Source organism: Streptomyces bottropensis ATCC 25435 (assembly GCF_000383595.1).
Taxonomy (GTDB): Bacteria; Actinomycetota; Actinomycetes; order Streptomycetales; family Streptomycetaceae; genus Streptomyces; species Streptomyces bottropensis.
This window is the reverse complement of sequence record NZ_KB911581.1, coordinates 2,992,919-3,018,802: the sequence shown is the minus strand read 5'-3', so window position 1 is coordinate 3,018,802 and position 25,884 is coordinate 2,992,919. Positions and strand designations below refer to the sequence as shown.

The window sequence follows — 25,884 nt, the reverse complement described above, 5'->3', positions numbered from 1 at the left end:
CGAAGGGCCGAATGTGTTGCCCCGTCTTCCCGCTGCCTTTCAGCTGCCGGCGTTCGCTTCTTGGGCCATCCTGTTCCCGCCCGGGGGCTGGGCCTTCCTCGCAGTCGGCTCACCGCTCAGTCACCTGAGCGGACCCCGTCGGGGTTTCCACGTTCCACACAGTTGAGATACGACCGGGGTGGGCGCCCCCTATACCCCGGGGACGGTGGTGTCCTCCCGGTCGGCGGTTCGCTGTCCGACCGGCACCCGCCGCTTCTCAGCGGCCAGTCCCTGCACTCCGCTGAAGACTCCGTCTGGCGGAGCCCAAACGTGACGAGGCATCATCAGGGGTTCACTTGCGTTCACCCGTCCGGTCTTCCCCTTGCCTGTGGCCCCCGGACGGATCGGGAACCCTTGGGCGTCTTCTTCGAGCTCCGCACCCCACCGTTACCAGTGACGCACGTCGAAGCGGGGACGGGCCTTGGACACTGGCCCGGATCTACACCTTCGACATCAGTCGAACCTCCAATCGGTGCAACCACTCAAACTGTGCGACCTCGTGTCGCACCGAGCCCGCGTTGCCTGGTCTGAGCAGGGCCGCGACCGGTTCACCCGTGCCGCCTGGCCCGTGGTCGACGAACCCCATCAGCGGGTGGTGGCCGTAGGTTCGCTGCCACGTGGGTGCGGCGTCCTCCTTGTCCGAGTGCGCGATCACCAGCACCCCGTCGAGGTCCACGGTCACGGTCCCGCCCGCATCAGGCGCTTCCCGGCCGGCCAACCGCCAGACATGCCGGCGGACTTCAGCCCGCGCGGCACGGATGGCCCGCAGGGCCTTCTCCCCGGAGGCTGCGAGGGTGTCGATGAGGCGGGAGACCGTCGGGTCGGAGGCCACCGGCCCGAACACGGCCGGCTCGGCCCGCAGCATGGCGACATCCGCGAGGCAGTCCCCGCCCAGCGCGACCGCCAGGGCCACGTCCAGAAGGATCTTGCCCGGGTCGTGCACCGCCCGAGTTTTCCGCCATGGCGTCAGCGCCGCTGATATCGCGGTGTCCAAGCCGGCCTTGCGGACGGTCTCGCCCAGCAGCACGCCCCCGGCCTGCGAGACCACCGTCCGGCCGCCGCCCTCGATGCGGACACGTGGGTACACCCGATACGCTTCTTCACCTGGAGAGTGCTTCTTTCCGTGCAGCCAACAGGACCCTAGACAAGTCCCATCGTTGCAGTTCAGGAGCACTCTCCGCTTATTTGATCAAGCATCGGACAACCCACCGCGTGAAAGCGCGAGGTTAGCGATCATTGTGCGATGGTCTTCTGGTGGAGCGAGCTGAGGGCGGGGCTGCGGGTCGGCTGACGGATGGCGTGTCGACGGGCTGCTGGCGACGGTGTTTTCGGAGGAGGCGGTCGGGCCACCGCCGCCGGGGGCGCCGAGGCCACGTTGTCCGGTACGGCCCCGAGGCACGGCAGGGTGCAAAGCTGGACCGCCAGCCCCAGTCTGGCCTTCGGACTCCGGCCCGGCCCGGGTCGATGAACCCCACGTCCGCCGGGGTCAGCGCGAAGAACCGGATCAGCTCTTCCTTGCTGATCTACGGATAGCCGCGCAGTCGCTCCAGCTCATTGTCCGCGAACACACGGGTCGCCACCCCGAACCCCCACCACAACCCAAGGCCCGCCCTCCGCAGGCATCGTGCGCCACACCGTAGAGCCCCAGCCCACACCCAGTCAGGTAAACGGACCAATCGCGGCGGGCTTATCGTCCCAGGGCAGCGATATCCGTTGCTTTTGCGGCCGTTACTACGGCGACGCCTTCCTGGCGCACCCATTCGACGACTTCGTCCACCATGGCCTCCAGCGGAGTGGTGGGGGTGAACCCGAGCAGCCGCTCTGCCTTTCCGACAGAAGGGTGCCGCGCCCGCACATCGTTCGGAAAGCTGGGAACGTGCTCCAGGACCAGTGGCATACTCGGGTTGATTTTGTCCCACACGAGTCGCGCGAGGCTTTCGATGGTGCAGCCATAGGAGCCGGAGAGGTTGAAGTCCTCGTTCGTCGCGGCTTCCTGCTCCATGGCGAGCACGATTCCGGTCGCCATGTCGCGGGCGTGGGTGAAGGTGCGGAACTGCTGCCCGTCTCCGAGGATGCGGAAGGGGGTCTCGCGTCGCAGGGCGCGCTCGGCGAAGTCTGGAATGACATGGCCCTGAACCAGGGGACGTTGCTCTCCCGGGTCGGCGCCGCCGTGCGGCGTCCGGCGTTCGCCGGCGCCGACGCAGTTGAAGGGCCGGACGATCGTCCAGGGCAGGGCGTACTGGTCCCACGCGGCCTTCGCGTAGTACTCGACTGCGAGTTTCTGGAAGCCGTACGCGGTGGCCGGCGGAGGAAACTCCAATTCGTCGCCCTCCGCGATCTTTCCGTCCTCGACCTTCTCAAAGACCATCGACGAGCTGACGTAGGTCACCTTGCGGAGCACTCCTGTACGGTACGCCTCGATACCGGCGTAGGCCGCACCGGCCACCAACCGGTTGTTCTCCGCCAGGATGTCCAGCGGCAGTTCGGCCATGTACCGCACGCCGCCGATCAAGGCAGCGTTCGCGATGAAGTGCTCGCAGTGGTCCAGGAGCTGGGTCAAGAGCGCGCGGTCCCCGGCGTCGCCGATGACGGGGGTGTACCGGGGATGGTCTGGCAAGGAGCGGGCGGGTCTTCCGTACTTGGAGAGGTTGTCCAGGCCGACTACGGTGTAGCCGCGGGCCAGGAGTTCCTCGACGACGTAGCCGCCGATGAACCCCGCCGCACCGGTCACGAGCACTTTCGTCAATTTGTGTGCCACCGATCCTGTACGTCGTGTGCTTCCGATTGGCCAGCTGCGAGGAGCTGACCCTCGCCGAACGCGAGGTAGGTCGTGCCCTGCGGCAGCTGCCCGCTCTTTTGGGCGTGCAGGGCCCATACGTCGTAGACGACGCACCGGGTGTCGGCGTACCGGACCACATCCGGGAGCGACAGGTCAGCGTAATCCTTGTGGTTGGTGCCGATGACGACGATGTGGGCCCCGCTGACCGCCTCCTCGATGGAGGAACAGGGCTCGAAGCCCAGGTCGCTCTGGCGTTCCCCGCCGACCAGCGGATCGTGCGAGCGGACCCTGGCCTGAGGGAAGCGTTCGCGGAGCTGTTCGATCAGGTCGACGGAGGGGGACATGCGCGCGTCGTCCGTCGGCGGGTTGCCCTTGAACGCGACACCCAGCAGCGCGATCTCCGTCCTGCCGGCGGTGGTGAGTTCCCGCCCATGGGCGAAGATGACTTCGCTCACCCGGGAGGTCACGGTGTCATGTACACGTGAAACGCTGTCCAGCAATGGTGACACGGATGAGGTGAAGTCCCCGAACGCTCCAGCGAGCATCTTGGCGTCCTTGGGCAGGCATGATCCTCCAGCGGGCCCGGGCTGGGGTATGGCTCCGCGCTCGTAGCCGCTGGAGGCGGCCCGCAAGGTCTCGCTCATGCTGACGCCCACGCTCTCGCACAGCAGGGCGAGTTCGTTGGCGAAGGCGAACACCGTGTACCGGAAGGCGTTGCAGGCGAGTTTCGCCATTTCTGCCGTCTCCAGTTCCTCGACCTCAACAATTCGGTCAGTCAGGTCATGGAACAGACGCGCGGCCCTGGCACGGGCGCGGGAGCTGTCGCCCCCGACGATCTGAGGAAGGCTGCGCAGTTCGTGGACGGCGAGCCCCTGGACGGTCCGCTCGGGGCAGAAGGCGATGTCGAGGTTCTTGCCCCCGGCCGTCAGGCAGCGGTCGCGTAGTCGCCGACTGGTGCCAACCGGGACGGTGGAGCGCAGGACCACGAGGGCGCCGTCGTTGGCGACCTCGGAGATTTCCCTGGCAACGGATTCCACCTGGGTCAGATCGGGTCCTCCCTCGGCGTCTACATTTGTGCCGACACAGACCACGTATGTGTCGATCGCGGCGTCGCGCGGGATGGAATTGAAAACGCGCAGCCGCCCGCTGTCGACGGCCTCCTCCAACTGGAGTCCCTCTTCGTGCACGTGCGGGGTCTTCTGCCGGAGCATCCGACATATCTCCGGATCGCGCTCGACGCCCACCACGTACCGACCGCGCGCGGCCAACGTGACAGCCAGGGACGTCCCCACGTACCCGAGGCCGATCACGCATACCTTGCCGGGCTGGGTGCCTGATTCATGCACTTTGCTGCTTCCTTCCTTGTGCCAGGGCCTGCCCCTTACGAGGGGACCTGCCAGTTGGCGGTGAGCCCGGGAACGGTGGGCCGGTCGGGCGGGCCGACCGCTCCGGTCGTCCAGGATGAGGAAGTCCAGTTCGGATGGCGTGCGCCGCTCTCAGGATCGGGACCGGAGGCGGGTCGGCACCATCGGTGCTTCTACGTAAACGGCAGGGACGCCGCTCTCCGTACAACCACCGATGGTGCCCGATCCGCCGGTGCCACGACCATGGCAGTGGCACCGGCCGCCGGTGTCCGTAAGTCACCGCCGCGTACCCGCATGCGCGGGTGCGCGGCTGCGCGCCACAAAGGAGACGAACCGATGTCTGCGATCAACGCTCGGGCAGCCGGGTCAGCTTCCGTGCCACGGGGAGCCGATGCTCCGCTGCGCATCGCACTTCTCACCTACAAGGGCAACCCTTACTGTGGCGGCGAAGGCGTCTATGTCCGGTACCTGTCACGTGAGCTGGCTCGCCTCGGCCACAGCATCGAGGTCATAAGCGGCCAGCCCTACCCTGTGCTCGACGAGGTGAAGGGTATTGGTTTCACCCCGCTGCCCAGCCTCGACCCGTATCGTCGGCCCGACCAGTTCTTCCATGCGCCGCGCCTGCGGGAGATCCGCGACTGGATCGACGCGATCGAGGTCGCCGGCATATGCACCGGTGGCAATCCCGCACCGCTTGCCTTCACTTTGCGTGCCCGCCGCCACCTCGCCGCTCGCGCGGCTGCGTCCGACACCTTCGACCTGGTGCACGACAACGGGAGCGTGGGCTACGGCCTGCTCGGCATCGACCGCCGCTTCGCGCCTCTGGTCACCACGATCCACCATCCGACCACCGTGGACCTCCGCCTTGCGCTCGCCGTCGCCGACGGTCCGCTGCAGCGGCTGGCATTGCGCCGCTCCTGCGGATACCACCCGATGCAGAGGAGGGTTGCCCGCCGCCTTTCATCCGTCCTCACCGACTCGGTCGCCTCCCGCCGAGCAATCATCGATGACATGAATGTGCCCACAGACCGTATCCACGTCGTAGCCCTCGGCACGGACACCCGCCTCTTCTCACCGGACGGGTCCGTCCCCGAGGTTCCTGGCCGGATCGTCACGACAGCGAGCGCAGACGCCCCCCTCAAGGGCTTGATCTTCCTGATCGAGGCGCTCGCCAAGGTGCGCCATGAACACGAGCAAGCGCACCTGGTGGTCGTCGGCCCGCAGCCCGTTCGGGGGCCAGTCGTGGACGCCATCGAACGCCACGGCCTCGGCCGGGCCGTCACCTTCGTCAAAGGCATCAGCGACGCCGAACTGGTCGACCTCATCCGCGGGGCCGAGGTCGCCTGTGTGCCCTCGCTCTACGAGGGCTTCTCGCTGCCGACCGCCGAGGCGATGGCGACCTGCACGCCGGTGGTCGCCACCACCGGCGGCGCCATACCCGAGGTTGCGGGACAGGATGGCGAGACCTGCCTGGCCGTCCCGCCCCGCGATCCCGGCGCGCTGGCCGCCGCGCTGATTCGGCTGCTGGAGGACCCCGCGCTTCGGCGCCGACTGGGCGAGGCCGGACGCGACCGCGTGCTGCGCCGCTTCACCTGGGAACATGTGGCGCGCAACACCGTAGAGCACTACCGAGACGTTATCGCCGCGCGTGACGCTGAGCGCCTCTCCGCAAGGTAGATCGTGACCCGGCTGCCACTCCTGTACGGGGTACGTCAACGGGTGAGCGCATCGCCGACCCAACGCGACACGGCGACGATGATGAGCGCCGAATCTGCCGCGTGGGCCAGGTAGACGGCAGGCAGCCCCTCAAGTCGAAGGTCGGCCGTGACCTGCAGCGCGCCGCCGACCGCGTGGGAACAGGCTTCGTGCTCGTTTGCTCCATACGGCCAGTTGAATGTGCGCGATCCGCCCGGCCTCCGCATCGACGACCGGCTCACACAGGCCTGGGTGTCGATGAACTCCGTCGGCACGTCTTTGCCCTGGTCGCCGGGCGCCGTTCGGGAAGGTCAGGCGGCCACCGTCTGACGCGGAGTGACATCGATGACTGAGCACCGGGAGATCTCGTTCGCCAAGCGCGGGATGTCCTTTCAAACTTCACCCCCGCTTCCCCGGTCGGCGGGCGAGACCGTCGTGGTGATACTCGCTGCGGCGATGCCATGGTCCGAAGGACGGCTGAACTGGACGCAAATGCCGTGTCCCCGCCAGCGCGCGTCAGTTCGATGACCGCGCCGGCGGGGACACGGCTGGAGCGGGCCGTGACGGCGTGGGGCGGGCCCGTCGGGCGGGCACCGCGTATCGGAGCTCCTCCAGATCGCCGTTGGTCAGGTTGGACGCGGCGGTGCGGACGTGCTCGCCGCCGATCAGCACGTGAACACTATGCTCGTCGACCCACACGTGAGCGAGGCGCCCGCCGTGTTCAGCAGGCAGCCGCAGGCGCTGGACGCGGGGAAGGATGTTGAGGACGCCGCTGTCAGCGATCACGGTGTCGAACTCCGCTGCAGGGCCCCGGCGAGCGCCTGGATCGTCCGGTTTGATCATGTGCTGCGGTAGGGGACTGTAAACGTTCGGTGTAACTCCCGATCATGGAAGATGCATCGATGACCAGCGACAACGTGACCGAGGTTGAACCCGGCGAGCCGTCTGAGGCGGCGTCGGCGAAGTCTGTGGACGACCGGCTGATTGACGAGCTGGTGGGCCGGGCTCAGGCCGAGGGCCTTCAGCTGACCGGCGAGGGCGGGCTGCTCCAGCAGCTGACGAAGCGGCTCCTGGAGTCCGCTCTCGAGGGTGAGATCACCGACCATCTCGGCTATGACAAGCACGATCCGGCCGGGAAGAACGGCGGCAACTCCCGTAACGGCACCCGCGCCAGGACCGTGCTCACCGACGTCGGCCCGGTCGAGATAGCCATGCCCCGCGACCGGGAAGGCAGCTTCGAGCCGAGGATCGTCAAGAAGCGGCAGAAGCGATTGTCCGGTGTGGACGAGATGGTCATCTCGCTCGCGGCGAAGGGCCTGACGACCGGTGAGGTCCAGGCCCACCTTGCCGAGGTCTATGGAGCCGAGGTGTCCCGGCAGACCATCTCCACGATCACGACAAGGTTCTCGACGGCATGGCCGAATGGCAGAACCGACCGCTCGACGCCGTCTGTCCCGTGATCTTCATTGACGCCATCCACGTGAAGATCCGGGTTCTGTCGACGATCTTGTGATGCGGGAGCTCGAGGCTCACCGTGTGAGGAGGACGCGTTTGCGAAGGAGATCGAGACTGGCCCTGCCGAACATCTGGCGTTTCAGCGTCTTCAGCCGGTTGATGTTGCCCTCGACGGCGCCGGAACTGTGCGGCAAAGAGAGCCCGTTGCAGACCGCGTCGAAGTCGCGGCGGAGGTTGCGGGCGAAGCCCGCGAGCGGAACCAGACTGTCGCGTTCGACGTCGGTGATCCAGTCCTCGAGGCGGTCGCCGTGGCGGCCGGTCATCATCGCGGCGAACTTCCTGATGTGAAGAGTGAGCCGGTCGAGTTCGGGATCGCGCTCACGCAGCCGGTGCAGCTTGTCGGCGTGCTCGTCCCGCAGGTGCTCGGGGTGGGTCATGATCCAGGAGGTGACCTCGCGGACCGACGGGGGCTTCGGTCCCGGGTCGGGTGCGTGTCCGCGCCCGGTCCGGTAGCGCCGCAGATGCCGCTGAACAGCCAGCTCGCCGCCGGGATAGCCGAGTTGCTTGATCTCGCGGTAGAGCTGGGCGGCGTTCCTGACGCCCTCATTCCAGCGCCGGTGCAGGTAGCCGACGTACGGGTCGACGACATGCGCTCGTTGGAGGTTCTTGGCCACGACCTCGTCGGCGGAGCGGGCGTTGACCAGTTTGCGGACGGTGGCCTGGTGCAGCCCGAGCTTCCGGCCGATCGCCGCCTTCGACATCCCCTGCTGCCACAGCTCGTGGGCGGCAGCATGCTGCTCACGCAGCCGGATCACGATCTTCGGCTCATTCGGCGGCCGGACCACCTCGGGCTCCACCTCCACGTGGTCGGGGCCGGAGGCCGATCCGGGAGGCGTTTCGGCCAGGCGGGAGCGATGGGCGTTGACCGTCTTCTCGACCGCATGGCCGAGGTTGGCCCACAGGTGATAGCGATCCGCGACCTGTTCGGCCTGCGGGGCCCCGGCCCGAGCGCCCTCCGAGTAGCCGCTGGAACGGTCCCGGCAAATGACCCTCACCTCGGGGTGATCGCGGAGCCAGGCGGCCAGGTCCTCGCCTTCGCGGCCGTCGTAGAGGTGCAGCGGCCGGTGGGTGGCCATGTCGATCAGGACCGTGCCGTAGTGGCGGCCCTTGCGGAAGGCGAAGTCGTCGACACCGAGGATCTCCACCTTGCCGATCTCCGGCTCGGGCAGGGACCTGACCAACCGCAAAAGCGTGTCCTTACCTATGGTGAGGCCGACCGCAGCCGCCAGTCGGGCTCCTGCCCGGCCGGCCAGGGCCAGCCCGATCTGCGTCAACACCCCGCGCAGCAGCGGGGTATGCCGACTGTGCGGGGTCGTCAGTCCCGACACCTGTTCGGCGAACGTCACCGCCGTGCAGGCAGGGTTCTCGCAGCGGAAGCGGCGCACGCATAATTCGATCACGACACCGAGCCCGCCCGCGGCGACATCACGCAGCCTGCGTACGTACCGGCCGTGCACCCGGGCCGAGCTCTGGCCGCACCGACAGGAGCCAGTCGTCGCCCGCACCCGCGTTCGCAGCACTACCTGGTCCGGTCGCCGCTCGACCTCCTCGATCAGCAACGCGGACAAGTACGGAAACAGCTCCAGGAGCACATCACGAGAGCACGCGATGCATGATCGCGAACAGTTCGGAACGAGCCGCTCAGCCGTCCGGATCACAAGATCGTCGACAGAACCAAGGTCAGGGACGGGGCGGTGGCCAACAGGCCCATTTACGTGCCCCTGGCGGTCACTGTCGAGGGCCGGCGGGACATCCTCGGGCTGTGGGCCGACGACGGCGGCGAGGGCGCCAAGCACTGGATGCACATCCTCACCGAGATCAAGAACCGCGGTGTCAACGACGTCCTCATGCTGGTCTGCGACGGGCTCAAGGGCCTGCCCGACGCGGTCGAGGCCGTCTGGCCCCGCACCACGTTCCAGACCTGTGTGGTCCACCGAAGCCGTCAAGAAACAACGCGTTGCTTCGTGGAGACGAGATCGTTGATGTGGTATGCGCATATCCGACGAGGCCCGCAGCCAGTTGGCGCAACGGTTCGACGTTCTGCTCCCGCATCTGAACGAGCGTCAACGGCGACTGGCGCTGGCGACCGAGGCCCGGCTGATCGGGCACGGAGGCGTCGGACTGATTGCACGGATAGCCCAGGTCAGCGAGACGACTGTCCGCAAGGGCGTGTTCGAGCTCGAGGCCGGGGCCGACCCGCTGCCCGAGGGACGTATCCGGCGCCCTGGTGGCGGGCGCATGCGGGCCGAGGCGGTCGACCCTCAGCTGGTTCCGGCCCTGATGGCGCTGGTTGAACCGGACGAGCGCGGTGATCCGATATCGCCGCTGCGCTGGACAACGAAGTCGCTGCGGCACCTGGCCGCAGAGCTGTCCCGGCAAGGACATCGCGTGACCGCACCCACTGTCGGTCGGCTGTTGAAGGAGCAGGGGTTCAGCCTGCAAGGCACCGCCAAGACACTGGAAGGCGATCAACACCCAGACCGGGACGCGCAGTTCCGCTATATCAACGAGCAGGTCAAGGAACATCAGGCCGCGGGTGATCCGGTGATCAGCGTGGACGCGAAGAATAAGGAACAAGTGGGGCAGCTGCCGATGCCCGGGCAGGAATGGCGGCCGGCCGGACAGCCCGTCGAGGTCGAGGACCACAGCTTCTTCGCCGGTCCGCATGTGGAGTCCGTGATCCCGTACGGGATCTACGACATGAGTACGAACACCGGCTGGGTGAACGTCGGCACCGACCACAACACTGCCACGTTCGCGGCAGCTTCGATCCGCCGCTGGTGGCAGGCGCGCGGCCGCAACGACGACCCCCAGGCATCACGGCTGCTGATCACCGCGGACGCCGGGGGTTCCAACAGCTACCGCTACCGGGTTTGGAAGGCCGAACTGGCCGCGTTCGCCGCCGATGCCAACCTGAACGTCACGGTGTGTCACTTTCCGCCGGGCACAAGTAAATGGAACAAAATCGAGCACCGGCTGTTCTCCCACATCACGATGAACTGGCGCGGACGCCCCCTGACCAGCCACGAAGTCGTCCTCAAAACAATCAACGCGACCACCACCCGGACCGGCCTGCGTGTCGAGGCCGCTCTCGACGAAGGCTCCTACCCCACCGGCATCGCGGTCAGCCGCGAGCAGTTGCAGGCCCTGCCGATCACCGCGCATGCCAACCACGGCCAGTGGAACTACAGCATCGCCCCGAGTGGCGGCACCGCCCTCGCGCCGCGCACCGACGAACGCGCCGAGGCCCGCGCCCAAGCCCTCCAGTTACTCACCGACCCCCGCCTGACCGGCATGAGCACCGACGAACTGGACGCGCTGAAAGCCAAGTTGGCCCCCGCCCAGGCAGTCGCGGCTGAACAACACCGCTACGTGCTCCGCAAAGGGCGACGCGTCGCCACCACCGGCCGCAGCCGATCACTGCTCTCCGATGCGGACGAAGTCCTGCTCACTGTCATCTACCTGCGCCAAGTCTGCCCACAGAAGGTGCTGGGCGACCTGCTCGGGATGAACCCCGTCACCATCGGCCACGGCATCAAGGCCACCCGGAAGCTGCTGGACGAACGGAAAATCAGCATCACGCCCACCGTCGTGCGCTACTTCACCCGCGCCGAGGACCTCCGCGCCTGGGTCACCGGCAGCGGCCCGGCCGAGCACGCCCCCGCGACACTGACCCGCCAGGCGCTGACGGCCCCGACTCTGACCGGTATGAGTCACGAGGCACGCATGCCCTGCTCGAAGAACTGATCGTGCCCTATGCCGCCTGTCGGCGTACACACGATCGTGGCTCTGGCAAGATTTTCGTAGCCGGAGATCATCTCGGGAACACAGTGGGCCGGTCCCCCGTAAGGGGAAGTCTGTGGCTGTGCTCTGTTGAACTAGCAAGCCTGTTAACCCAGTTGGCAAATGTACTGGTGGTTTCGATTGATGTCTCCGATGCTGCCGTGACGGTCCGCGCCCGCACGAGGTCCGGTGTTCCAGCGGAATGTCCGGGATGCGGCGAGCCAAGCGCGTGGATCCACAGCCGCTACATACGGCGCCTCGCCGACATCACTCTCGGAGGCCGGCCTCTGCACATCCACTTGTCCGTACGCCGCCTGTACTGCGAAAACCCCGCTTGCCCGAAAGTGACCTTCACCGAGCAAGTGGCGGGACTGACCGTGCGTTACCAGCGGCGCACACCAGAGCTGCAGCGCCTGGTTGAGGCCGTTGGTGTGGTGCTGGCCGGGCGGGGCGGTTCCCGGATGCTGCGCATCCTGAACGTCACGCTCTCGCGGTGCACGGTTCTGTCTCAGCTGATGCGGATGCCGCTTCCGCCACTGGAGACACCCAGTTGCTGGGGGTGGACGACTTCGCGCTCTACGGCGACACCTACGGCACCCTCCTGGTCGACGCCACCACCCGGCTCCCGCTCACCCTCTGGGAAGGTCGCGACGCGCACAGCTCAGCCAGTGGCTCCGCGATCACCCCGGTGTCGAGGTGGCTTGCCTCGACGGCTCGCTCACCTACCGGCAGGGCATCACCGCTGGTGCCCCTGACGCAGTGCAGGTCAGCGACCGTTTCCATCTCTGGCAGGGGCTCTCCCGCCGCGTCCAGGACATCGCCTCCACGCACCGCGGCTGCCTGCCCGCAGCGCTGCCCCCCGTCAGCGAGATCAATTCAGGACCGGTGGAGGAGACTACCGAGGACGCCGCGGAAGCCACCCGAGCCGGGCGCCATGCCCGAAGGTTGTTCGAGGCCGTGCACGCTCTGACGCGCACCGGCCGGAGCCACAGCTCCGTGGCCCGGGAGCTCGGCCTGGACCGCCGCACCGTGCACAAGTACGCGCGAGCCCGCAGCTGGCAGGAAGTGATGCGCCGCCCGCCCCGCAAGCCCTCCACCCTGGATCCCTACCTCGACTACCTGCAACAACGCTGGGACGAGGGACAGCACAGCGCCAAGATCCTGCACGAGGAACTGCAGGCCAAAGGCTATCTCGGCCACTATCAGCGGGTGAAAATGGCCGTCGCACCCCTACGACGGGGCCTGCCCTTGGACGCGCCTCGCGAGCGACCGCCTTCCCCGCGTGAAACCGCCCGCTGGATCACCACCCATCCGGCCCGCCGCAGCCTGCACATCAACGACCGCCTGCCCCGGCTCCTCGCTCACTGCCCTGAACTCCGAACCGCCCACGACTTGGTCCGCCGGTTCGCCGGCATGCTCGAAAACCGCGACGCCGTACTCCTCCCCGGCTGGCTCGACGACCTCACGAACAGCGGACTGACCCCTCTCGCCGGCCTCGCTGGAGCCCTGCGCGAAGACCGGCATGCCGTCGCCCAGGGCATCGCCACCCTCTACAACTCCGGGGTGAACGAAGGCCGCATCACCGATGTCAAGCTGCAGAAACGCCTCATGGCCGGCCGCGCCGGCGTTCCGCTCCTCCGCCACCGCGTCGTCCTAATCGCCCACCTCCGCCGACACTACGCAGACCGGCCCACCGTGTCACCGAGATGATCTCCGACTACGAAAATCTCGCCAGAGCCACGATCGTCCCCGGTCGCGTACGAGTGAAAAGGGACGCTTGATGGTGCGGTGAATCGTGGTGCCCGGCACTCTTCTACTCGTTCGGTGAAGGGTGACGGAGGGTGGTGACGCGGTGGTTTTGGACCCGCAGCGCTGGCTGGAACTGCGGCGGTTCCGTGCTCTGGTCGAGTCAGGGGCGGTCAGTCTGACCGAGGTGGCCAAGGAGACTGGGCTGGACCGCAAGACGGTCCGCAAGTATCTGTCGAGCTCGGCGGTGTCGGTGCCGCCGAGGCGGACGTTGAACGGCCGGCCCCGGAAGAAAGCGGTCGACGAGGTCGCCCCGTTGATCGACGCGATGCTGCGGGCAGAGATCCTCATCAAGGGCGCTGTGGTGCACGAACGCCTGGTGAAGGAGTACGGCTCGACGATCAACTATCAGCGGGTCAAGCTTTATCTACAGGAGGCCCGGCCGCGGATCGCGGGTGAACTGGGGATCGAGCCACGGGAGTTGGCGGGTATGCACCGCCGCTTCGAGGTGGTTCCCGGGGCCCAGGCTCAGGTCGACTGGGGCGATGAAGGCAAGATCCTCGCCCACCTGGGAATCCCGAAGGTCTACTCGTTCCATATGGTGCTGCCGTACTCGCGCGATCCGTTCTGCTGCTTCACCACGAGCCAGGACCTGCAGACCTTCTTCGACTGCCACCGGCGGGCATTTGCGCACTTCGGCGGTTATGTGGGTGACAACTCTTCCTCGATCTCGTGTTGCCCGTCAGGATGGTCGCTCCCGTCGAGGAGCTCGGATGGCCTGGCAGCCGGAGTTGGTACGACGTGTTGATGCCGCGGGCAACCCTGCTGCATCGCTCGGCCACGTCCTGGTCGACGACTACCTGGAGTTCGTGGCGGCCCGCTGCAGGCCGAACACCCTGCTGGCCACCGCCTACGACTTGAAGGTCTTCTTCTCGGTGGTGCCCAAGGAGCCGGCCGACGTCGTCACCGCAGACATCTTCGCGTTCATCACCGCGCAGAAGAAGCCGCGTCAAGGCCCGAAGGTCGTCCGGCTCGAAGACGGTGAAGCCGGACTCTCAGCCCGGACCATCAAGCGCCGGCTCGCCAGCGTCTCTGGGCTGTTCGGCTACCTGATGACCCGCGACGACCTCGCTGTCGACCGCAACCCGGTGCCGACGGGACTGGCCAACCGCCGCCGCAGTGGCACCCGCGGGGCACCTCTGCTGCGCACGCCTCGCACCCTCCCACGCGTCCTCGGGCCGACCGAGGTCGAGGCGGTCCTCGGCGCCCTGAACACCGCACGGGACCGGGCGATGATCCTGGCGATGCTGCTGGGCGGGCTGCGCCGCTGCGAGGTCCTCGGCCTGCGCCTGGGTGACCTCTCACCGGGCGAGCGTCGGGTCTTCATCAGCGAGGGCAAGGGCGGGCACCAGCGCCTGATACCCGTCTCCGCGCAGTTCTTCAGCGCGGTCGGCGACTACCTGGACCGTGAGCGTCCACCCGTGGACCACGACCAGCTGTTCGTGGTGTTGCGCGGGCCGACCCGCGGCCGGCCGCTCTCCGCCGACGGTCTCGACGAGATCCTCGACGGAGTCCGAAGACGAACCGGACTACCGAAGTTGACATGCCATCAGCTCCGGCACACCTGCCTGACGCGGCTGCGGGAGGCAGGCATGGCTCTGGAAGCGGTACAGGCCCAGGCCGGACACCGCTCCATCGAGTCGACCCGCGTCTACATCCACCTCGCGAACAGCTGGCTCGTCGAGCAGTACCTGGAGGCCAGTGCCGCGATCGACGCCGACCGAGCGGAGTCCTGATGCGCCGGGCCCGCGCCGCGGCCCTGCCGATAGTGCGCCCGGACCTGGTCGAGTTCTACCTCGCCCACCGGGCCGCGCAGGGCATGAACACCGACCACAAGGTCCGCTGGGGTGCCCGGGCACTGCTTGCCGCAGTGCCTGACCTGACCGACTTCTGTCGCCTGCCACTGGAACGTCAGCTCGCCTTCAACCACGAGACCCACCGGTTCATCAGCTGGCTTGCGGTCACGGGACGGATGCAGCCGGGCGCGGACTACCTGGTCGCCCGGCGCCCGCGACTGGGGATCGTACTCGCCCGCACGGAGCCGGAACTGCACCTGCGGTTCATGGAGACCGCCCGCACACTCGGCTTTCGCGACACAGTGGCCATGACCCAGTTCAACCTGCTGGGTCACTTCGTGGCACTGTTCGGCAACCAGCCCCACGAACTGCAGCAACGCGACTGGGACGAGGGACGCCGCCTTCTGCTGGACGCCGCACGCCGCATCCCCAACCGCGGCGTCAAGGCCCTGTCGACCGCCCTGTTCAACCTCGAAGCCACTCTGTTCCACTGCGAGTTGACCGACCAGCTCCCGCGCCGACGCACCCCGGACCGGGCCGACATGCGAGCCCGCGAATGGGCCCGCGTCCCGGCCAGGATGGCGGAGACGATGCAGCACTATCTGCAGCAGATCGCCGGGACGCTGCGGCCGGGCACGGTGAAGAACGCCGAGCTGACGCTGCGAGAGTTCGCCTTGCTGGTCGCCGCCGAAGACGCGGCCGTCAGCTGCGTCGCCGAGCTCAAGCGGCGACACGTCGAACGCTACCGACAGTGGCTGCTGGAGCGGCCGGCCGCCCGCGGAGGCCCGCTGCACCGGCACACCGTCCGCGACCGCCTGAGCAAAGTCCGCGGCTTTCTCCGCCGCCTCGACGAATGGGACACCGCCGACCGGCCACCTCGCCAGCTGGTGTTCGACAGCGACTTCCCGATCGCGGACGAGCCACTGCCGCGCTTCCTCGACGACGCCGCGGCCGCCAAACTTCTGTCCGCCGCTCGCAAGGATCCTGATCCGTATTCGCCCGCCTGGCCATCGAAATTCTCGCCCGCACTGGGATGCGACGCAGCGAGATGCTCGGCCTCACCATCGATGCGGTCGTGCAGATCGGCTCCGCCTACTGGCTCCGTGTCCCGGTCGGCAAGATGCACACCGACCGCTATGTTCCCCTGCATCCGCAGCTGAAGGCGCTGCTGGACGACTGGTTGCTGCACCGCCCCGAGGGCCTGCGCTCGAACCTGCTGTTCACCGACCACGGCCGCCCGGTCAATGCCTCCCGCATTGAGGCCGCCGTCCGCAAGGCCGCCGAGCGGGCCGGACTGGGCAGGGTCACCCCGCACCAACTGCGCCATACTCTGGCCACCCAGGCGATCAACCGAGGCATGTCCCTGGAGGCCATCGCCGCACTCCTGGGACACAAGTCACTGTCCATGACACGCGTTTACGCGCGGATCGCTGACCGGACCGTTGCCGACGAGTACTTCGCCGTCTCGGAGAAGGTCGAGGCACTCTACGACGCCCCGCGCCAGCTGCCGGCCGACGCCGAGGGAACGGAGATGACCAAGCTCAGGCGGGAGATGCACCGCCGGATGCTCGGCAACGGCTACTGCGCTCGCCCCGTCGAGATGGACTGCCACTTCGAGTCGATCTGCGAGTCCTGCACCTTCTTCGTCACCACGATCGAGTTCCGGCCCACCCTCGAACGCCAGCGAGACGACGCGGCGGCCAAGGGACAGGTCGCACGCGAGCAGATCTTCGACGGACTCCTCAGCCGACTCGACGGAGAAGCCTCCTGACTGTGTCGACTCGCCAAGTTCGTACGACAGTTGCCCATCTCACGGGACCTCCCCAGCGGCTGCCTGAGCTCGTGCAATCTCGGCATGGTGTGAGGCTTCGGCAGGGGCGTCCACATGCTCCAGTCGATTCCAGCGGTCGCTGTCGTATCCGTCGCGATAGTTCCACCAGCTTGCGGTGGTCCACAGCCGGTTCCATTCACGGAGCATGGTGGACCGCTCCTCCTGGCCAAGCCCGCCCCGGTCGAGGAGTGCGAGCATCAGTCCTGCCGAGTCGCAGACCAAGATTTCCAGGGAACGCAACGCGCAGAACGTGTCCCCGGTCTCGCCAGCCGCATCCTGGACTGGCCGAATCTGGGAGTAGATGAACGCCTCCAGCGCGAGGACGTCATCGCGGATGATGTCGTCCACATAGCGCAGGCTGCGGAGCGGCTCAGTGCTCACTGGGCGGACTCTCCCTCGATTCGACGATGACTTGACAACGAGACCCGCATATTAGAGGGGTGCCGATGTCGATCGTCTACGACCGGACCAAGACCGTCGTGCGCCGACACGTCGCTCCCGGTGAGGCGGTTCCGCTGCATCCGGAAGCGGTCGACTTCGCCGGCCACTACGACTTCGACATCGACGTGCTGGCCGCCTACCGGCCCACCGGGAAGGGCCGGGTCGAACGCCAGGTGTTGATCGTGCGTGATCACGTGATGGCCGGGCGGGCGTTCTCCTCGCTCGAGGAGCTGGATGCCGCGTTCATGGCGTGGTTGCCGCAGCGACGCGCCCGCACCCACGCCACCCACCACGAGGTCATCGGACACCGAGCCGCCCGGGATCACGCCGCCCTCAAGCCGTTGCCATCCTCGCCTTATCTGGTGGCCGAGCGGCGTCTGCGGCCGGTGGGCAAGGACTGTCTGGTCGCGTTCGGCGGAAACCTATACTCGGTGCCCGCCCGCAAGGTCCGCCCGCGTCAGCTGGTTGAGATCAGAGCGACGAAATCCCAGGTCATGCTGCACACGACCGTCCCCGATGCCAGCGGCGAGACACTGCTGTCCAGCCATCCGCGGGCGGTCGGCCGCGGCGTGGTTGTCAAGCAGGATGAGCACTGGGACGGCCTGCCAACCGGCAAGAACCGCCGCACCACGACGGGCGACGAGCCGCCACCACCGCGGAGCGAGTCCCCCGCGTCCGGTCGAATCGGATCCTTGCAAGCCCTGTTGAACCGGGCCGCTGCAACCCAGATCGAGGTCGGGAGGCGGCCGCTGTCGGTCTATGACGAACTGACCGGCACCCGGCCCTTCACCACCAACTACCCGACGAATGAGTCGTCTTGAGCGAGCTGACCGGCAACCGCATCCGCACCACGGCCGGCAAGCTCGGCCTGCCGCACCTGGCAGAGACCATCAACGAGTACACCCGCCGGGCCGACGAGGCGAAGATGGGCTACCTCGATTTCCTCGACCTGGTCCTGTCCGAGGAACTGGCCGTCCGCGACGACCGCCGTTTCAGCCAGGGCCTGCGACTGTCGAAGCTGCCGCACCACAAGACGCTGGACGAGTACGACTTCTCGTTCCAGCCCGAGCTCGACCCGCGCAAGGTCAAAGACCTCGCCAGCCTCTCCTTCGTCGACGGCAAGGCGAACGCCGCGCTGCTGGGGCCGCCCGGGGTGGGCAAGACGCATATCGCTGTCGCTCTCGCGGTCGCGGCCTGCCGAGCCGGCTACTCGATCTACTTCACCAGCCTCGACGTGCTCAAGGACGGGGCGGTGTGCGGGGCGACCGTCCCGGTGATGAACCGGCGGATCTCGGTGAGCTTCCCGCGGATGACCGCGACCTCGTACGCCTGGAGCTCGGCGGGGTCGGCGCAGAACCTATAGCCTCCTTCCTGGTCCAGATCAGGGGCGGCCAGCCGCGTTCGGTGATGGTGTCCCGCAGGCAGGCCAGGCCGGAGCGGGTCTGGTGGGGCGAGAGTTCGCTGGATCTGACCAGCTGGTTGAAGGTCAGGCCGGGCGGGCCTCGAAGAGGGAACCGGACGGTGTCGGGGTGTCGCTGGGCGGCGGGTGATCTGCGCTCGGAAGCGCGAGGCATCGCCTACTCGCCTTGCAGCAGTTTGGCCAGCTCGCCGTCGACGTCGACCTTGCCGGTGTCGACTGCGGTCTCGATCCAGTCCGGCGTCGCCCGGACCCGGGCGACGTTCTCACGACCACGGCCTTCGAGCTGGTTCCTGTGCCTCTGTGACGGAGCGCAGGATCAGACGAAGGCCGCCTTCACGTCCGCTGAACTGTGAAAACGCCGACCAAGTTCGAGCCGCGTTCGACGCCGGACCTTAAATGACAAGTCAGGAACTGGAACGGACGACCAGCCGGGTGGGCAGGATCAGCGGGGTGGGGTCCTGGCCGTCGACGATCGCGGCGAGCATGCGCGCCATCTCGCGCCCGAGGGCCGCGATGGGCTGGTGGACGGTGGTGAGCGGCGGATCGGCGATCCGGGCCACCGCCAGGTCGTCGAAACCGACCACCGCCACGGCCCCGGGGACCGGCCGGCCCGCCTGACGCAGGGTGCGCAGCGCCCCCGCCCCCATGTTGTCGCTGGCCGCGAACACCCCGTCCACGTCCGGGTGTTCGGCCAGCAGCGCGGCCATGACGGCGGCTCCCCCGGCCTCGGTGAAGTCGCCCTCGCGCGGGGGGAACGGATCGAGCCCGGCCGCCAGCACGGCGTCCCGGTAGCCGCGGTACCGGGCACGCCCCGCCTCGGTGTCCATGCGCCCGCAGATCGCCGCCACCCGCGTCCTGCCGCGTGCGAGCAGGTGCTCGGTCGCCGCGCGGGCTCCGCCGGTGTTGTCGACGTCCACGTACCAGCGGGGGACCGTCCCGACCGGGAGTCCGCCGAACACCACCGGCAGGTCCGACTCCTCGGCCGCCCGGGCCAGCGGATCGCCCTCGCGCAGCGCCATCATCATCACGCCGTCGGCGCCCTTGCAGCGGAGCAGCTCCGCCACCCGTTCGCGTCCCCGGTCGGAGGCGGCCAGGCACAGCATCAGATGCAGGTCGGCCTCCTCCAGAGCGGCCGACGCCCCCACGATCACCTGGGCGAAGAACGGATCCGCGAAGATCGACGGTTCCTCTCCGGAGATGACCAGGGCGGCCGCGCCCGTCTGCCGGGTGGCCAGGGCGCGGGCGCTCGGATCGGGTACGTAACCGAGCTGCCGGACGGCCCGCTCGACCGCCTCGCGTTTCGGACGGCTGACGTGCGGTGCGTTGTTGAGGACGCGGGAGGCCACGGACCGGCTGACCCCGGCGAGTTCGGCCACGGCGTCGAGCGTGGGCCGCCGACGCACCGGATCCGCCACCATGACCACGAGCCCCTTCCCGTCGCCCCGTCGCCCCGTCGCCCCGTCGCCCCGTCGGCCCCATCGGCCCCCGCCGGCCGCCGTCGGCCCGAAAGCTGGGAGCGCTTCCGGTCCCAAGGACCGTAGAGCCTCGAACCCGCCGTGTACAGAAGGCGGTTCACACCTCGGCCCTTGACAGTTCTCGCAGGCGGCCACACGATACCCACCACACCCCGAAGGTTCTCAGCGTCACTGGGAGCGCTTCCAGTGGGAGCGCTCCCAGCATCCGGGGAACGTCGCACCACCGCACTTCCTCAGCGCGTCACCCGCTCGGGACGAGAGCGCGTGACGTGTCCCTCCCAGGAATTCGAGGTGATGTCATGCGCCGCAGACTCCGCGTCCTGACGGCAGCGCTCTTCGCCCTGCCGCTGGCGCTCACCGCCGCGCCGTCCGCCCACGCGGCCGACCCGACCTCCATGACCAGCGGGTTCTACGTGGACCCCGACTCCAGCGCGAAGAGGTGGGTGGCGGCCAACCCCGGCGACGGCCGGGCGTCCGCGATCAACGCCTCCATCGCCAACACCCCGACGGCCCGCTGGTTCGGCTCCTGGAGCGGGTCCGTCGGCACCGCCACGGGCGCGTACGCGGGCGCCGCCGACAGCCGCGACAAGCTGCCCCTCCTGGTCGCGTACAACATCTACAACCGCGACTACTGCGGCGGGCACTCCGCCGGCGGGGCCGCCTCACCGTCCGCATACGCGAGCTGGATCGCCCAGTTCGCGGGCGGGATCGGCAACCGCCCGGCCCTGGTCGTCCTGGAGCCCGACTCCCTCGGGGACTACGGCTGCATGAACCAGGCCCAGATCACCGAACGCCAGAACATGCTCAGCGGCGCCCTGTCCCAGTTCGCCCGCCAGGCCCCCAACACCTGGGTCTACATGGACGCCGGCAACCCCGCCTGGACCGACGCGGGGACCATGGCCCGGCGCCTGCACGAGGCCGGCGTGCGGCAGGCCCACGGCTTCTCGCTCAACGTCTCCAACTACCTCACCACCGCCGAGAACACCGCCTACGGCAACGCCGTCAACAGTCAGCTCAGCGCCCGCTACGGCTACACCAAGCCCTTCGTCGTGGACACCAGCCGCAACGGCAACGGCTCCAACGGCCAGTGGTGCAACCCCTCGGGCCGCCGCATCGGCCCCGCCACCCAGCAGGGCGGAGGCGCCGAGATGCTGCTGTGGATCAAGGTCCCGGGTGAGTCCGACGGCAACTGCGGCGTGGGATCCGGCTCCTCGGCGGGCCAGTTCCTGCCCGAGGTCGCCTACAAGATGATCTACGGCTACTGATCCCGGGCCCGTGGCCGCGTACGTCCGCCCCGCGTCCGGGGGACGGGCATAGTCGACCGCACGGCGGCCCGGAACAGCGGCGCGAGCGAGCCCCCCGGGGCTCTGCCGCCCGGCACGCCAAGCGTGCCGGGCGTGCCGGGCGTGCCGGTCGCCCTTTGCATGTGTCCCAGCCTCGTAGGAAGTCGCACTGCGGTCACCCCACCCTTCCGGTCAGGGCCGGCAGCGCCGTCGCCAGGGCTGCGGCCAAGGTGAGCGTGGCGGTGAAGGCGATGGCGGCACGGGTGAGCGCGGCTGGATAGGAGGCGTGATCCCGGCGGGCCAGATAGCCCGCGGCGGCCGCGGCAAGGAGGGCGATCAAGATCACCTGAGCGCAGGCGAGCAGGATCACGGCGTCGTGGTCCGACATGGTGTCAGTCCCCCAGTCGTTCTCGGCACTGTTGGCGTCGTCGGTGCCGAATGTCGCGTCCTGGGTGTTCGCCGTGGTTCACCTGTCGATGATGAACACAGATGAACAGCAGTACGGCGGCGGCGGACTTCGGGGGCACGGCGTGGGAGCGGGCGAGGTGCGGGATCCGATGGCCCTGACGGATCTGCGCGCCCGGTTGGAGGCCGGGCGCATCGCACGAGGGCTGAACCAGACCGAGCTGGCGCGCGCGGCCGGCCTGGGGCGTACGACGGTCAGTCAGGCCCTGAGTGCCACCGCGTCGGCTCCCCCGTCCGCGGACACGGTGGGCGCCCTGGCGCGGGTGCTGCGGCTGGACTTCTCCGTGCTGTCGGCTCTGCTGGACGCGGCGCTGGGCCGGGGTGCGGCGGCTGTGGCGGATCGCGAGGTGCCGGGGCGCCCGATCACACAATGGGATCCGCACGACCTGGAGGTCCACCCTGCGGCCGAGGTCCCGGCGGCGGTCGTCGATCCCGCGGTCGTGGCACCGGTCATGGGGCGGCAGCACGATGGGAAGGGAGGAGGGGTTCGGGGCAGGGCGACGTCACTGCCCGGATATGTACGCCGCCCCCATGACGAGGAACTGGCGGCGGTGGTCCTGGCGGCTCAAGCCGGGCGCAGCGGTATGGCGGTGCTGGTCGGTCCGTCGTCGGCGGGGAAGACACGGGCCTGCTGGGAGTCGGTGCAGCCGCTGGCCCACCAGGGGTGGCGGCTGTGGCATCCGTTCGACCCGACGCGGGCGGAGGCGGCACTGGCAGACCTGGTGAGGGTGGCACCGTGCACGGTGGTGTGGCTGAACGAGGCACAGCACTACTTCGGCGCCGGCGCGGGTGTGGGTGAGCGCATCGCCGCAGCCGTCCACAATCTGCTCACCGCACCGGCGCGCGCTCCGGTGCTGGTCCTCGCGACGCTGTGGCCCGAGTACGCGGACGTCTACACGGCCCTTCCCGAACCCGAGGCTCCGGATGCGCATCCACGGGTCCGTGAGCTGCTGGCCGGACGCCAGATCGTTCTGCCGGACAGCTTCGACACCGACGCCACCCATCGGGCCGAGGTCCTCGCGGCAGCGGGCGACCGGCAACTCGCCCACGCCCTGCACCACATGAACAGCGGTCGACTGACACAATTCCTGGCCGGAGCGCCGGAACTGCTGCGCCGCCACGCGACCTCATCACCCTCGGCCCGAGCGCTGCTCCACGCGGCCATGGACGCCCGGCGCCTCGGCGCCGGACTCCACCTGCCGGCGGCCTTCCTGGGACAAGCGGCGGAGGACTATCTCGGCGACGACGAGTACGACGACCTCACCGACAACTGGCTCGAACAAGCCATTGCCGACACCACTCGCCCTGTGCACGGGCGTCTCGCTCCCCTACGCCGCGTCCGCCCGCGCCCCACCCGCCCCGGTGCACCGGCGGTGAACCCACCCGGCATGTTCTACCGGCTGGCCGACTACCTCGAACAGCACGGACGCCACCAGCGTGCACATCTGTGTCCACCGGAATCGTTCTGGCAGGCCGCTCACGACCATTTCGGGGCTGACGACCTGAGCAGACTCGCTACTGCGGCCCGAGTCCGTCACCGCCTGCGCTGGTCCGAGCGGCTGTTCCGGCGGGCCGCGGACACGGGCAGCGCCACTGCCCTGCTCTGGCTCGCCCGGATGCGGGAGGACGCCGGTGACCGGCGGTCGGCGGAAGAGATCGCCCGTCGAGCCGCCGAGGTCGGCAACACCGCTTCCCTGCTCTGGCTCGCCCGCATGCGAGAGAGGGAGGGGGACGCGCAGGCGGCCGAACTGCTGTACCGGCGGGCCGCGGGCGACGGCAGCATTCCCGCCCTGATTCACCTCGCCAGGATCCGGGACGAGGAGGGGGACCGGGAAGAGGCCGAGGAGATCGCCCGGCAAGCCGCCGACGCCGGAGACACCACCGCCCTGATCCGGCTCGCTGCGATGCGGGAGGCGGGCGACGAGGAACGGGCCGAGCTGCTGTATCAGCACGCCGCGGACGTCGGCGACCTCGGTGCCCTGTTCTGGCTCGCCAGGCTGCGTGAGCAGCGCGGGGACCCGGAGGGAGCCGAACGGATCGCCCTGCGTGCGGCCGAAGCGGGCCACCCCACTGCCCTGATGCGGTTTACCAGGCTCCGGGAGACAAGCGGGGACCGGGAAGGAGCCGAACGCATCGCGCTGCGCGCGGCCGACGCCGGTGACCCGGATGTCCTGGCCTGGCTCGCCATGGCGCGGGAGAAGAACGAGGAGCGACTGGAAGCCGAACGGCTCCATCAGCTGGCCGCTGACGCGGGCGACCCCCTCGCTCTGCTCTGGCTCACCCTTCTGCGAAACGAGGACGGCGACCTGGAGGGAGCCGAGGAGACCGTCCCGCAGGCGGCGGCCACGACCGACCCGGCTGCCTTGGTCCGGCTCGCGGAACGGCGAGCGAGAGCCGGCGACCGGAAAGCAGCCCAGCGCCTGTGCGGGCTGGCAGCCGACGCCGGTGACATCCGTGCTCTGGTACGTCTCGCCGAGATGCGAGAACACGACGGTGACCCGCAGGAGGTCGAACGCCTGTACCGACGGGCCGTGGACGCGGGCGCCCCGTTCGCCCTGGGCCGACTCGCCGCGCTGCGGGAGAGGGACGGAGCCCTCCAGGAGGCCGCAGCGCTCTACCAGCGGGCCGCGGACGCCGGTGATACCGGTGCCCTGCTCTGGCTCGCCAAAGCGCGGGAACAGGACGGAGATCAGGGGGGAGCCGAGCAGCCCGCCCGGCAGGCCGCGGCCGCCGGTGACACCACTGTCTGGCTCTGGCTCGCCGAAGCCCGTGAGGAGAAGGGGGATCGGGAGGGAGCCGAGCGGATCGCCCGACAGGCCGCGGACGCGGGCAGCATCAGCGTCCTGTTCTGGCTCGCGAAGATCCGGGACACGGCCGCCGCGGACAGAGAGACGAGTCTGTGGCCCTACGGCCTGGACCCCGACGGGGGACCTACACCGCCGTGGTAGGTCCCGAGCGGTGCGCACCCCGGCCGAGAGGTGCGCACCGACCCCGGCCTACGAGGTGCAGCCCGCCTGTCGCGGACCTCCCTCGTGCCCCACGAACCCCACGAACCGCGACCACCCCTCACGTCCGACCGCGAAGTGAGGAAGCGCCAGGTCCTTGGAGTCCCGTACGCACACGGCCTGCCGGGTGACGGCGACTTCGACGCAGTCGTCACCCTGACTGCCGCTGTAGCTTGACTTGAACCACGCCAATTCCGTCGTGCTCATAGGTCCAGATCCCCTCGGAGTCGCTCCAGCAGCGCCCGCGAATCCCTGGCATTGAGGGCCTGCGAGCGCAGTGTGTCATAGCGCTGGTGGAGCAGGCTCACCTCTTTCGAGTCGGAGATCAGACGGCCGTTCTGCTGGCCTTCGGAGTACGCGAGCCGCTGCCCCTGCGGCGTCTCCAGCAGTCGCACCGGCCCGTCGAGACACGCGTGCAACCCGGCCTCCAGCGGCACGATCTGAAGCGTCACGTTGCGCGGCGCGCTCAGCTCCAGCACGTGGTCGAACAACCCCCGCATCCGCGCGTCGTCCCCGAACCGCCGCCGGAACACATGCTCCTCGACGATGAAGCTGAACGGTGTCGTCGGTCGCTCGCACAGCATCCGCTGACGCTCCATCCGGCGGTCCATGAAGCTGTCCAGCTGGTCGTCCGGGGTCACCGGGACGGTCCCCTCGAAGACCGCCCGCGCGTAGTCCCGCGACTGCAACAGGCCCGGGACCAGCCTGCATTCGTACGTGCACAGACTCACCGCGACCCGCTCCAGTCGGGCCCACTGGCGGAACCAGGCCGCGAGGCCCACGTCTCCCCGCCCCCGCGTCACATACTGTGACGACTTGCGCAACGCCCCGGTGTTCCCCAGCAGTTCGTCGGCCCGCTCCACGTAGTTCGCGTCCGGCATCCGGCGCCCCTGCTCCACCGATTCCACCGTGTGCCGGGAGAAGCGGACGAGATCCGCGAACTCGGCCCGGCTGTACCCGGCGTGCTCGCGGAGCGCCTGTGTCACGGCGCCCCACGTCCGCAGACTGTCCGAGGGGTCGGGTTCGCGGTCCACCACCGTCCCCTCGTCGGCCAGTACCTCGTCGTAGTCGTTGCCCATGCCGCCGCCCGTCATCCGCGGCCACCTCCGGTCTTCGTGCGCTGTGGCCCCCATGCCCCGACGGCACCCAGCGTGACGGGAAGGTGTGCGTACTGTCCACAGAATGTG

22 protein-coding genes and 6 pseudogenes are annotated in these 25,884 nt (G+C 68.6%); 14 read left to right on the top strand and 14 right to left on the bottom strand.

The features are described from left to right. Nucleotides 1-547: 547 nt before the first annotated feature. The 3 genes and pseudogenes from STRBO_RS0113235 to STRBO_RS40120 form a co-directional block, all read right to left on the bottom strand. Nucleotides 548-1,168 (bottom strand): annotated as a pseudogene (locus STRBO_RS0113235) (transposase); the annotation flags it as partial. A 558-nt stretch (nucleotides 1,169-1,726) separates the two neighbouring features. Beyond that, a complete protein-coding gene (locus tag STRBO_RS40125; RefSeq protein ID WP_005484846.1) occupies nucleotides 1,727-2,776 on the bottom strand; it encodes an NAD-dependent epimerase/dehydratase family protein in 1,050 nt (349 codons plus the stop codon). 5 nt (nucleotides 2,777-2,781) lie between these two features. Continuing rightward, nucleotides 2,782-4,128 carry a nucleotide sugar dehydrogenase gene (locus STRBO_RS40120; RefSeq protein ID WP_020114300.1) on the bottom strand — a complete coding sequence of 449 codons (1,347 nt, stop codon included), beginning with the start codon at nucleotides 4,126-4,128 and terminating at the stop codon, nucleotides 2,782-2,784. Nucleotides 4,129-4,518: 390 nt separating this feature from the next. Here STRBO_RS40120 and STRBO_RS0113220 point away from each other — a divergent pair, with 390 nt between their 5' ends. Then, complete coding sequence (locus STRBO_RS0113220; protein WP_020114299.1) at nucleotides 4,519-5,859, top strand: glycosyltransferase family 4 protein; 1,341 nt, start codon at nucleotides 4,519-4,521, stop codon at nucleotides 5,857-5,859. Nucleotides 5,860-5,894: 35 nt separating this feature from the next. On the opposite strand, the gene STRBO_RS0113215 is transcribed toward STRBO_RS0113220, so the two are convergent. Then, a complete protein-coding gene (locus STRBO_RS0113215; RefSeq protein ID WP_005484850.1) occupies nucleotides 5,895-6,152 on the bottom strand; it encodes a hypothetical protein in 258 nt (85 codons plus the stop codon). Between the two features lie 241 nt (nucleotides 6,153-6,393). Then, entirely contained in the window at nucleotides 6,394-6,720 is a 327-nt protein-coding gene (locus tag STRBO_RS43435; protein ID WP_158690987.1) for a hypothetical protein, read from the bottom strand. A gap of 59 nt (nucleotides 6,721-6,779) precedes the next feature. Here STRBO_RS43435 and STRBO_RS40110 point away from each other — a divergent pair. Then, a pseudogene (locus STRBO_RS40110) lies at nucleotides 6,780-7,369 on the top strand (transposase); the annotation flags it as partial. A gap of 37 nt (nucleotides 7,370-7,406) precedes the next feature. On the opposite strand, the gene STRBO_RS0113200 reads toward STRBO_RS40110, so the two are convergent. Next, complete coding sequence (locus STRBO_RS0113200; protein WP_202500385.1) at nucleotides 7,407-8,960, bottom strand: ISL3 family transposase; 1,554 nt, start codon at nucleotides 8,958-8,960, stop codon at nucleotides 7,407-7,409. A 108-nt stretch (nucleotides 8,961-9,068) separates the two neighbouring features. On the opposite strand from STRBO_RS0113200, the pseudogene STRBO_RS41595 reads away from it, so the two are divergent. From STRBO_RS41595 to STRBO_RS45625, 3 genes and pseudogenes are all read left to right on the top strand, one after another. Then, nucleotides 9,069-9,327 (top strand): annotated as a pseudogene (locus STRBO_RS41595) (transposase); the annotation flags it as partial. Nucleotides 9,328-9,381: 54 nt separating this feature from the next. Then, nucleotides 9,382-11,139 carry an ISAzo13 family transposase gene (locus tag STRBO_RS0113190; protein ID WP_005484855.1) on the top strand — a complete coding sequence of 586 codons (1,758 nt, stop codon included), beginning with the start codon at nucleotides 9,382-9,384 and terminating at the stop codon, nucleotides 11,137-11,139. 2 nt (nucleotides 11,140-11,141) lie between these two features. Continuing rightward, nucleotides 11,142-11,444 (top strand): annotated as a pseudogene (locus tag STRBO_RS45625) (hypothetical protein); the annotation flags it as partial. A gap of 239 nt (nucleotides 11,445-11,683) precedes the next feature. Here STRBO_RS45625 and STRBO_RS44575 read toward each other — a convergent pair. Further along, entirely contained in the window at nucleotides 11,684-11,833 is a 150-nt protein-coding gene (locus tag STRBO_RS44575; protein ID WP_245170682.1) for a hypothetical protein, read from the bottom strand. 38 nt (nucleotides 11,834-11,871) lie between these two features. On the opposite strand from STRBO_RS44575, the gene STRBO_RS44570 reads away from it, so the two are divergent. The 5 genes from STRBO_RS44570 (at nucleotide 11,872) to STRBO_RS44115 (ending at nucleotide 16,548) form a co-directional block, all read left to right on the top strand. Then, nucleotides 11,872-12,885: a transposase gene (locus STRBO_RS44570; RefSeq protein WP_078531606.1), complete on the top strand. Its 1,014-nt coding sequence runs from the start codon at nucleotides 11,872-11,874 to the stop codon at nucleotides 12,883-12,885. 142 nt (nucleotides 12,886-13,027) lie between these two features. Further along, entirely contained in the window at nucleotides 13,028-13,729 is a 702-nt protein-coding gene (locus tag STRBO_RS40105) for a hypothetical protein (RefSeq protein WP_425336022.1), read from the top strand. Beyond that, complete coding sequence (locus tag STRBO_RS0113175) at nucleotides 13,695-14,717, top strand: tyrosine-type recombinase/integrase (protein ID WP_005479607.1); 1,023 nt, start codon at nucleotides 13,695-13,697, stop codon at nucleotides 14,715-14,717. Before STRBO_RS40105 ends, STRBO_RS0113175 begins: the two co-directional genes overlap by 35 nt. Continuing rightward, nucleotides 14,717-15,937 (top strand): hypothetical protein, encoded by a 1,221-nt coding sequence (locus tag STRBO_RS44565; protein WP_028796632.1) that lies wholly within the window; start codon nucleotides 14,717-14,719, stop codon nucleotides 15,935-15,937. The genes STRBO_RS0113175 and STRBO_RS44565 overlap by 1 nt, the downstream gene beginning before the upstream one ends. Next, nucleotides 15,826-16,548, top strand: a complete 723-nt coding sequence (locus STRBO_RS44115) for a tyrosine-type recombinase/integrase (protein ID WP_245170656.1) — start codon at nucleotides 15,826-15,828, stop codon at nucleotides 16,546-16,548. Before STRBO_RS44565 ends, STRBO_RS44115 begins: the two co-directional genes overlap by 112 nt. A gap of 39 nt (nucleotides 16,549-16,587) precedes the next feature. Here STRBO_RS44115 and STRBO_RS40905 read toward each other — a convergent pair whose 3' ends face one another. Beyond that, a complete protein-coding gene (locus STRBO_RS40905) occupies nucleotides 16,588-16,956 on the bottom strand; it encodes a hypothetical protein (protein WP_158698344.1) in 369 nt (122 codons plus the stop codon). Between the two features lie 98 nt (nucleotides 16,957-17,054). On the opposite strand from STRBO_RS40905, the gene STRBO_RS40095 reads away from it, so the two are divergent. Next, nucleotides 17,055-17,870, top strand: coding sequence for a Mu transposase domain-containing protein (locus STRBO_RS40095; protein WP_020114294.1), 816 nt, complete (start codon nucleotides 17,055-17,057; stop codon nucleotides 17,868-17,870). Beyond that, nucleotides 17,867-18,283 (top strand): annotated as a pseudogene (locus STRBO_RS0113150) (ATP-binding protein); the annotation flags it as partial. The gene STRBO_RS40095 and the pseudogene STRBO_RS0113150, both read left to right, overlap by 4 nt. A 14-nt stretch (nucleotides 18,284-18,297) precedes the next feature. On the opposite strand, the pseudogene STRBO_RS44560 reads toward STRBO_RS0113150, so the two are convergent. The 3 genes and pseudogenes from STRBO_RS44560 to STRBO_RS0113140 form a co-directional block, all read right to left on the bottom strand. Next, a pseudogene (locus STRBO_RS44560) lies at nucleotides 18,298-18,623 on the bottom strand (RacP protein); the annotation flags it as partial. Between the two features lie 3 nt (nucleotides 18,624-18,626). Then, complete coding sequence (locus STRBO_RS44555; protein WP_381365862.1) at nucleotides 18,627-18,698, bottom strand: DUF6192 family protein; 72 nt, start codon at nucleotides 18,696-18,698, stop codon at nucleotides 18,627-18,629. A 175-nt stretch (nucleotides 18,699-18,873) separates the two neighbouring features. After that, entirely contained in the window at nucleotides 18,874-19,887 is a 1,014-nt protein-coding gene (locus tag STRBO_RS0113140) for a LacI family DNA-binding transcriptional regulator (RefSeq protein WP_028796630.1), read from the bottom strand. 356 nt (nucleotides 19,888-20,243) lie between these two features. On the opposite strand from STRBO_RS0113140, the gene STRBO_RS0113135 reads away from it, so the two are divergent. Next, nucleotides 20,244-21,209: a glycoside hydrolase family 6 protein gene (locus STRBO_RS0113135; protein WP_020114292.1), complete on the top strand. Its 966-nt coding sequence runs from the start codon at nucleotides 20,244-20,246 to the stop codon at nucleotides 21,207-21,209. 193 nt (nucleotides 21,210-21,402) lie between these two features. Here STRBO_RS0113135 and STRBO_RS0113130 read toward each other — a convergent pair whose 3' ends face one another. Continuing rightward, entirely contained in the window at nucleotides 21,403-21,615 is a 213-nt protein-coding gene (locus STRBO_RS0113130) for a hypothetical protein (protein WP_005482567.1), read from the bottom strand. Between the two features lie 88 nt (nucleotides 21,616-21,703). On the opposite strand from STRBO_RS0113130, the gene STRBO_RS0113125 reads away from it, so the two are divergent. Then, the gene (locus STRBO_RS0113125; protein ID WP_237547460.1) at nucleotides 21,704-24,640 is read left to right on the top strand and encodes a helix-turn-helix domain-containing protein; all 2,937 of its coding nucleotides are present in this window, start codon (nucleotides 21,704-21,706) and stop codon (nucleotides 24,638-24,640) included. A 48-nt stretch (nucleotides 24,641-24,688) separates the two neighbouring features. Here STRBO_RS0113125 and STRBO_RS0113120 read toward each other — a convergent pair whose 3' ends face one another. Together STRBO_RS0113120 and STRBO_RS0113115 are read right to left on the bottom strand one after the other, a co-directional pair. Beyond that, nucleotides 24,689-24,904: a DUF397 domain-containing protein gene (locus STRBO_RS0113120; RefSeq protein ID WP_005482565.1), complete on the bottom strand. Its 216-nt coding sequence runs from the start codon at nucleotides 24,902-24,904 to the stop codon at nucleotides 24,689-24,691. After that, complete coding sequence (locus STRBO_RS0113115) at nucleotides 24,901-25,791, bottom strand: helix-turn-helix domain-containing protein (protein WP_005482564.1); 891 nt, start codon at nucleotides 25,789-25,791, stop codon at nucleotides 24,901-24,903. Before STRBO_RS0113115 ends, STRBO_RS0113120 begins: the two co-directional genes overlap by 4 nt. Nucleotides 25,792-25,884: the final 93 nt, after the last annotated feature.

Excerpts from the sequence above, each read along its gene's own strand:
- STRBO_RS0113220 (WP_020114299.1), top strand. The coding sequence starts at position 4,519 with ATGTCTGCGATCAACGCTCGGGCAGCCGGGTCAGCTTCCGTGCCACGG.
- STRBO_RS43435 (WP_158690987.1), bottom strand. The coding sequence starts at position 6,720 with ATGATCAAACCGGACGATCCAGGCGCTCGCCGGGGCCCTGCAGCGGAG.
- STRBO_RS0113190 (WP_005484855.1), top strand. The coding sequence starts at position 9,382 with ATGCGCATATCCGACGAGGCCCGCAGCCAGTTGGCGCAACGGTTCGAC.
- STRBO_RS0113175 (WP_005479607.1), top strand. The coding sequence starts at position 13,695 with ATGGCCTGGCAGCCGGAGTTGGTACGACGTGTTGATGCCGCGGGCAAC.
- STRBO_RS44565 (WP_028796632.1), top strand. The coding sequence starts at position 14,717 with ATGCGCCGGGCCCGCGCCGCGGCCCTGCCGATAGTGCGCCCGGACCTG.
- STRBO_RS44115 (WP_245170656.1), top strand. The coding sequence starts at position 15,826 with ATGCTCGGCCTCACCATCGATGCGGTCGTGCAGATCGGCTCCGCCTAC.
- STRBO_RS40095 (WP_020114294.1), top strand. The coding sequence starts at position 17,055 with ATGTCGATCGTCTACGACCGGACCAAGACCGTCGTGCGCCGACACGTC.
- STRBO_RS0113140 (WP_028796630.1), bottom strand. The coding sequence starts at position 19,887 with ATGGTGGCGGATCCGGTGCGTCGGCGGCCCACGCTCGACGCCGTGGCC.
- STRBO_RS0113135 (WP_020114292.1), top strand. The coding sequence starts at position 20,244 with ATGCGCCGCAGACTCCGCGTCCTGACGGCAGCGCTCTTCGCCCTGCCG.
- STRBO_RS0113130 (WP_005482567.1), bottom strand. The coding sequence starts at position 21,615 with ATGTCGGACCACGACGCCGTGATCCTGCTCGCCTGCGCTCAGGTGATC.
- STRBO_RS0113125 (WP_237547460.1), top strand. The coding sequence starts at position 21,704 with ATGATGAACACAGATGAACAGCAGTACGGCGGCGGCGGACTTCGGGGG.
- STRBO_RS0113120 (WP_005482565.1), bottom strand. The coding sequence starts at position 24,904 with ATGAGCACGACGGAATTGGCGTGGTTCAAGTCAAGCTACAGCGGCAGT.
- STRBO_RS0113115 (WP_005482564.1), bottom strand. The coding sequence starts at position 25,791 with ATGACGGGCGGCGGCATGGGCAACGACTACGACGAGGTACTGGCCGAC.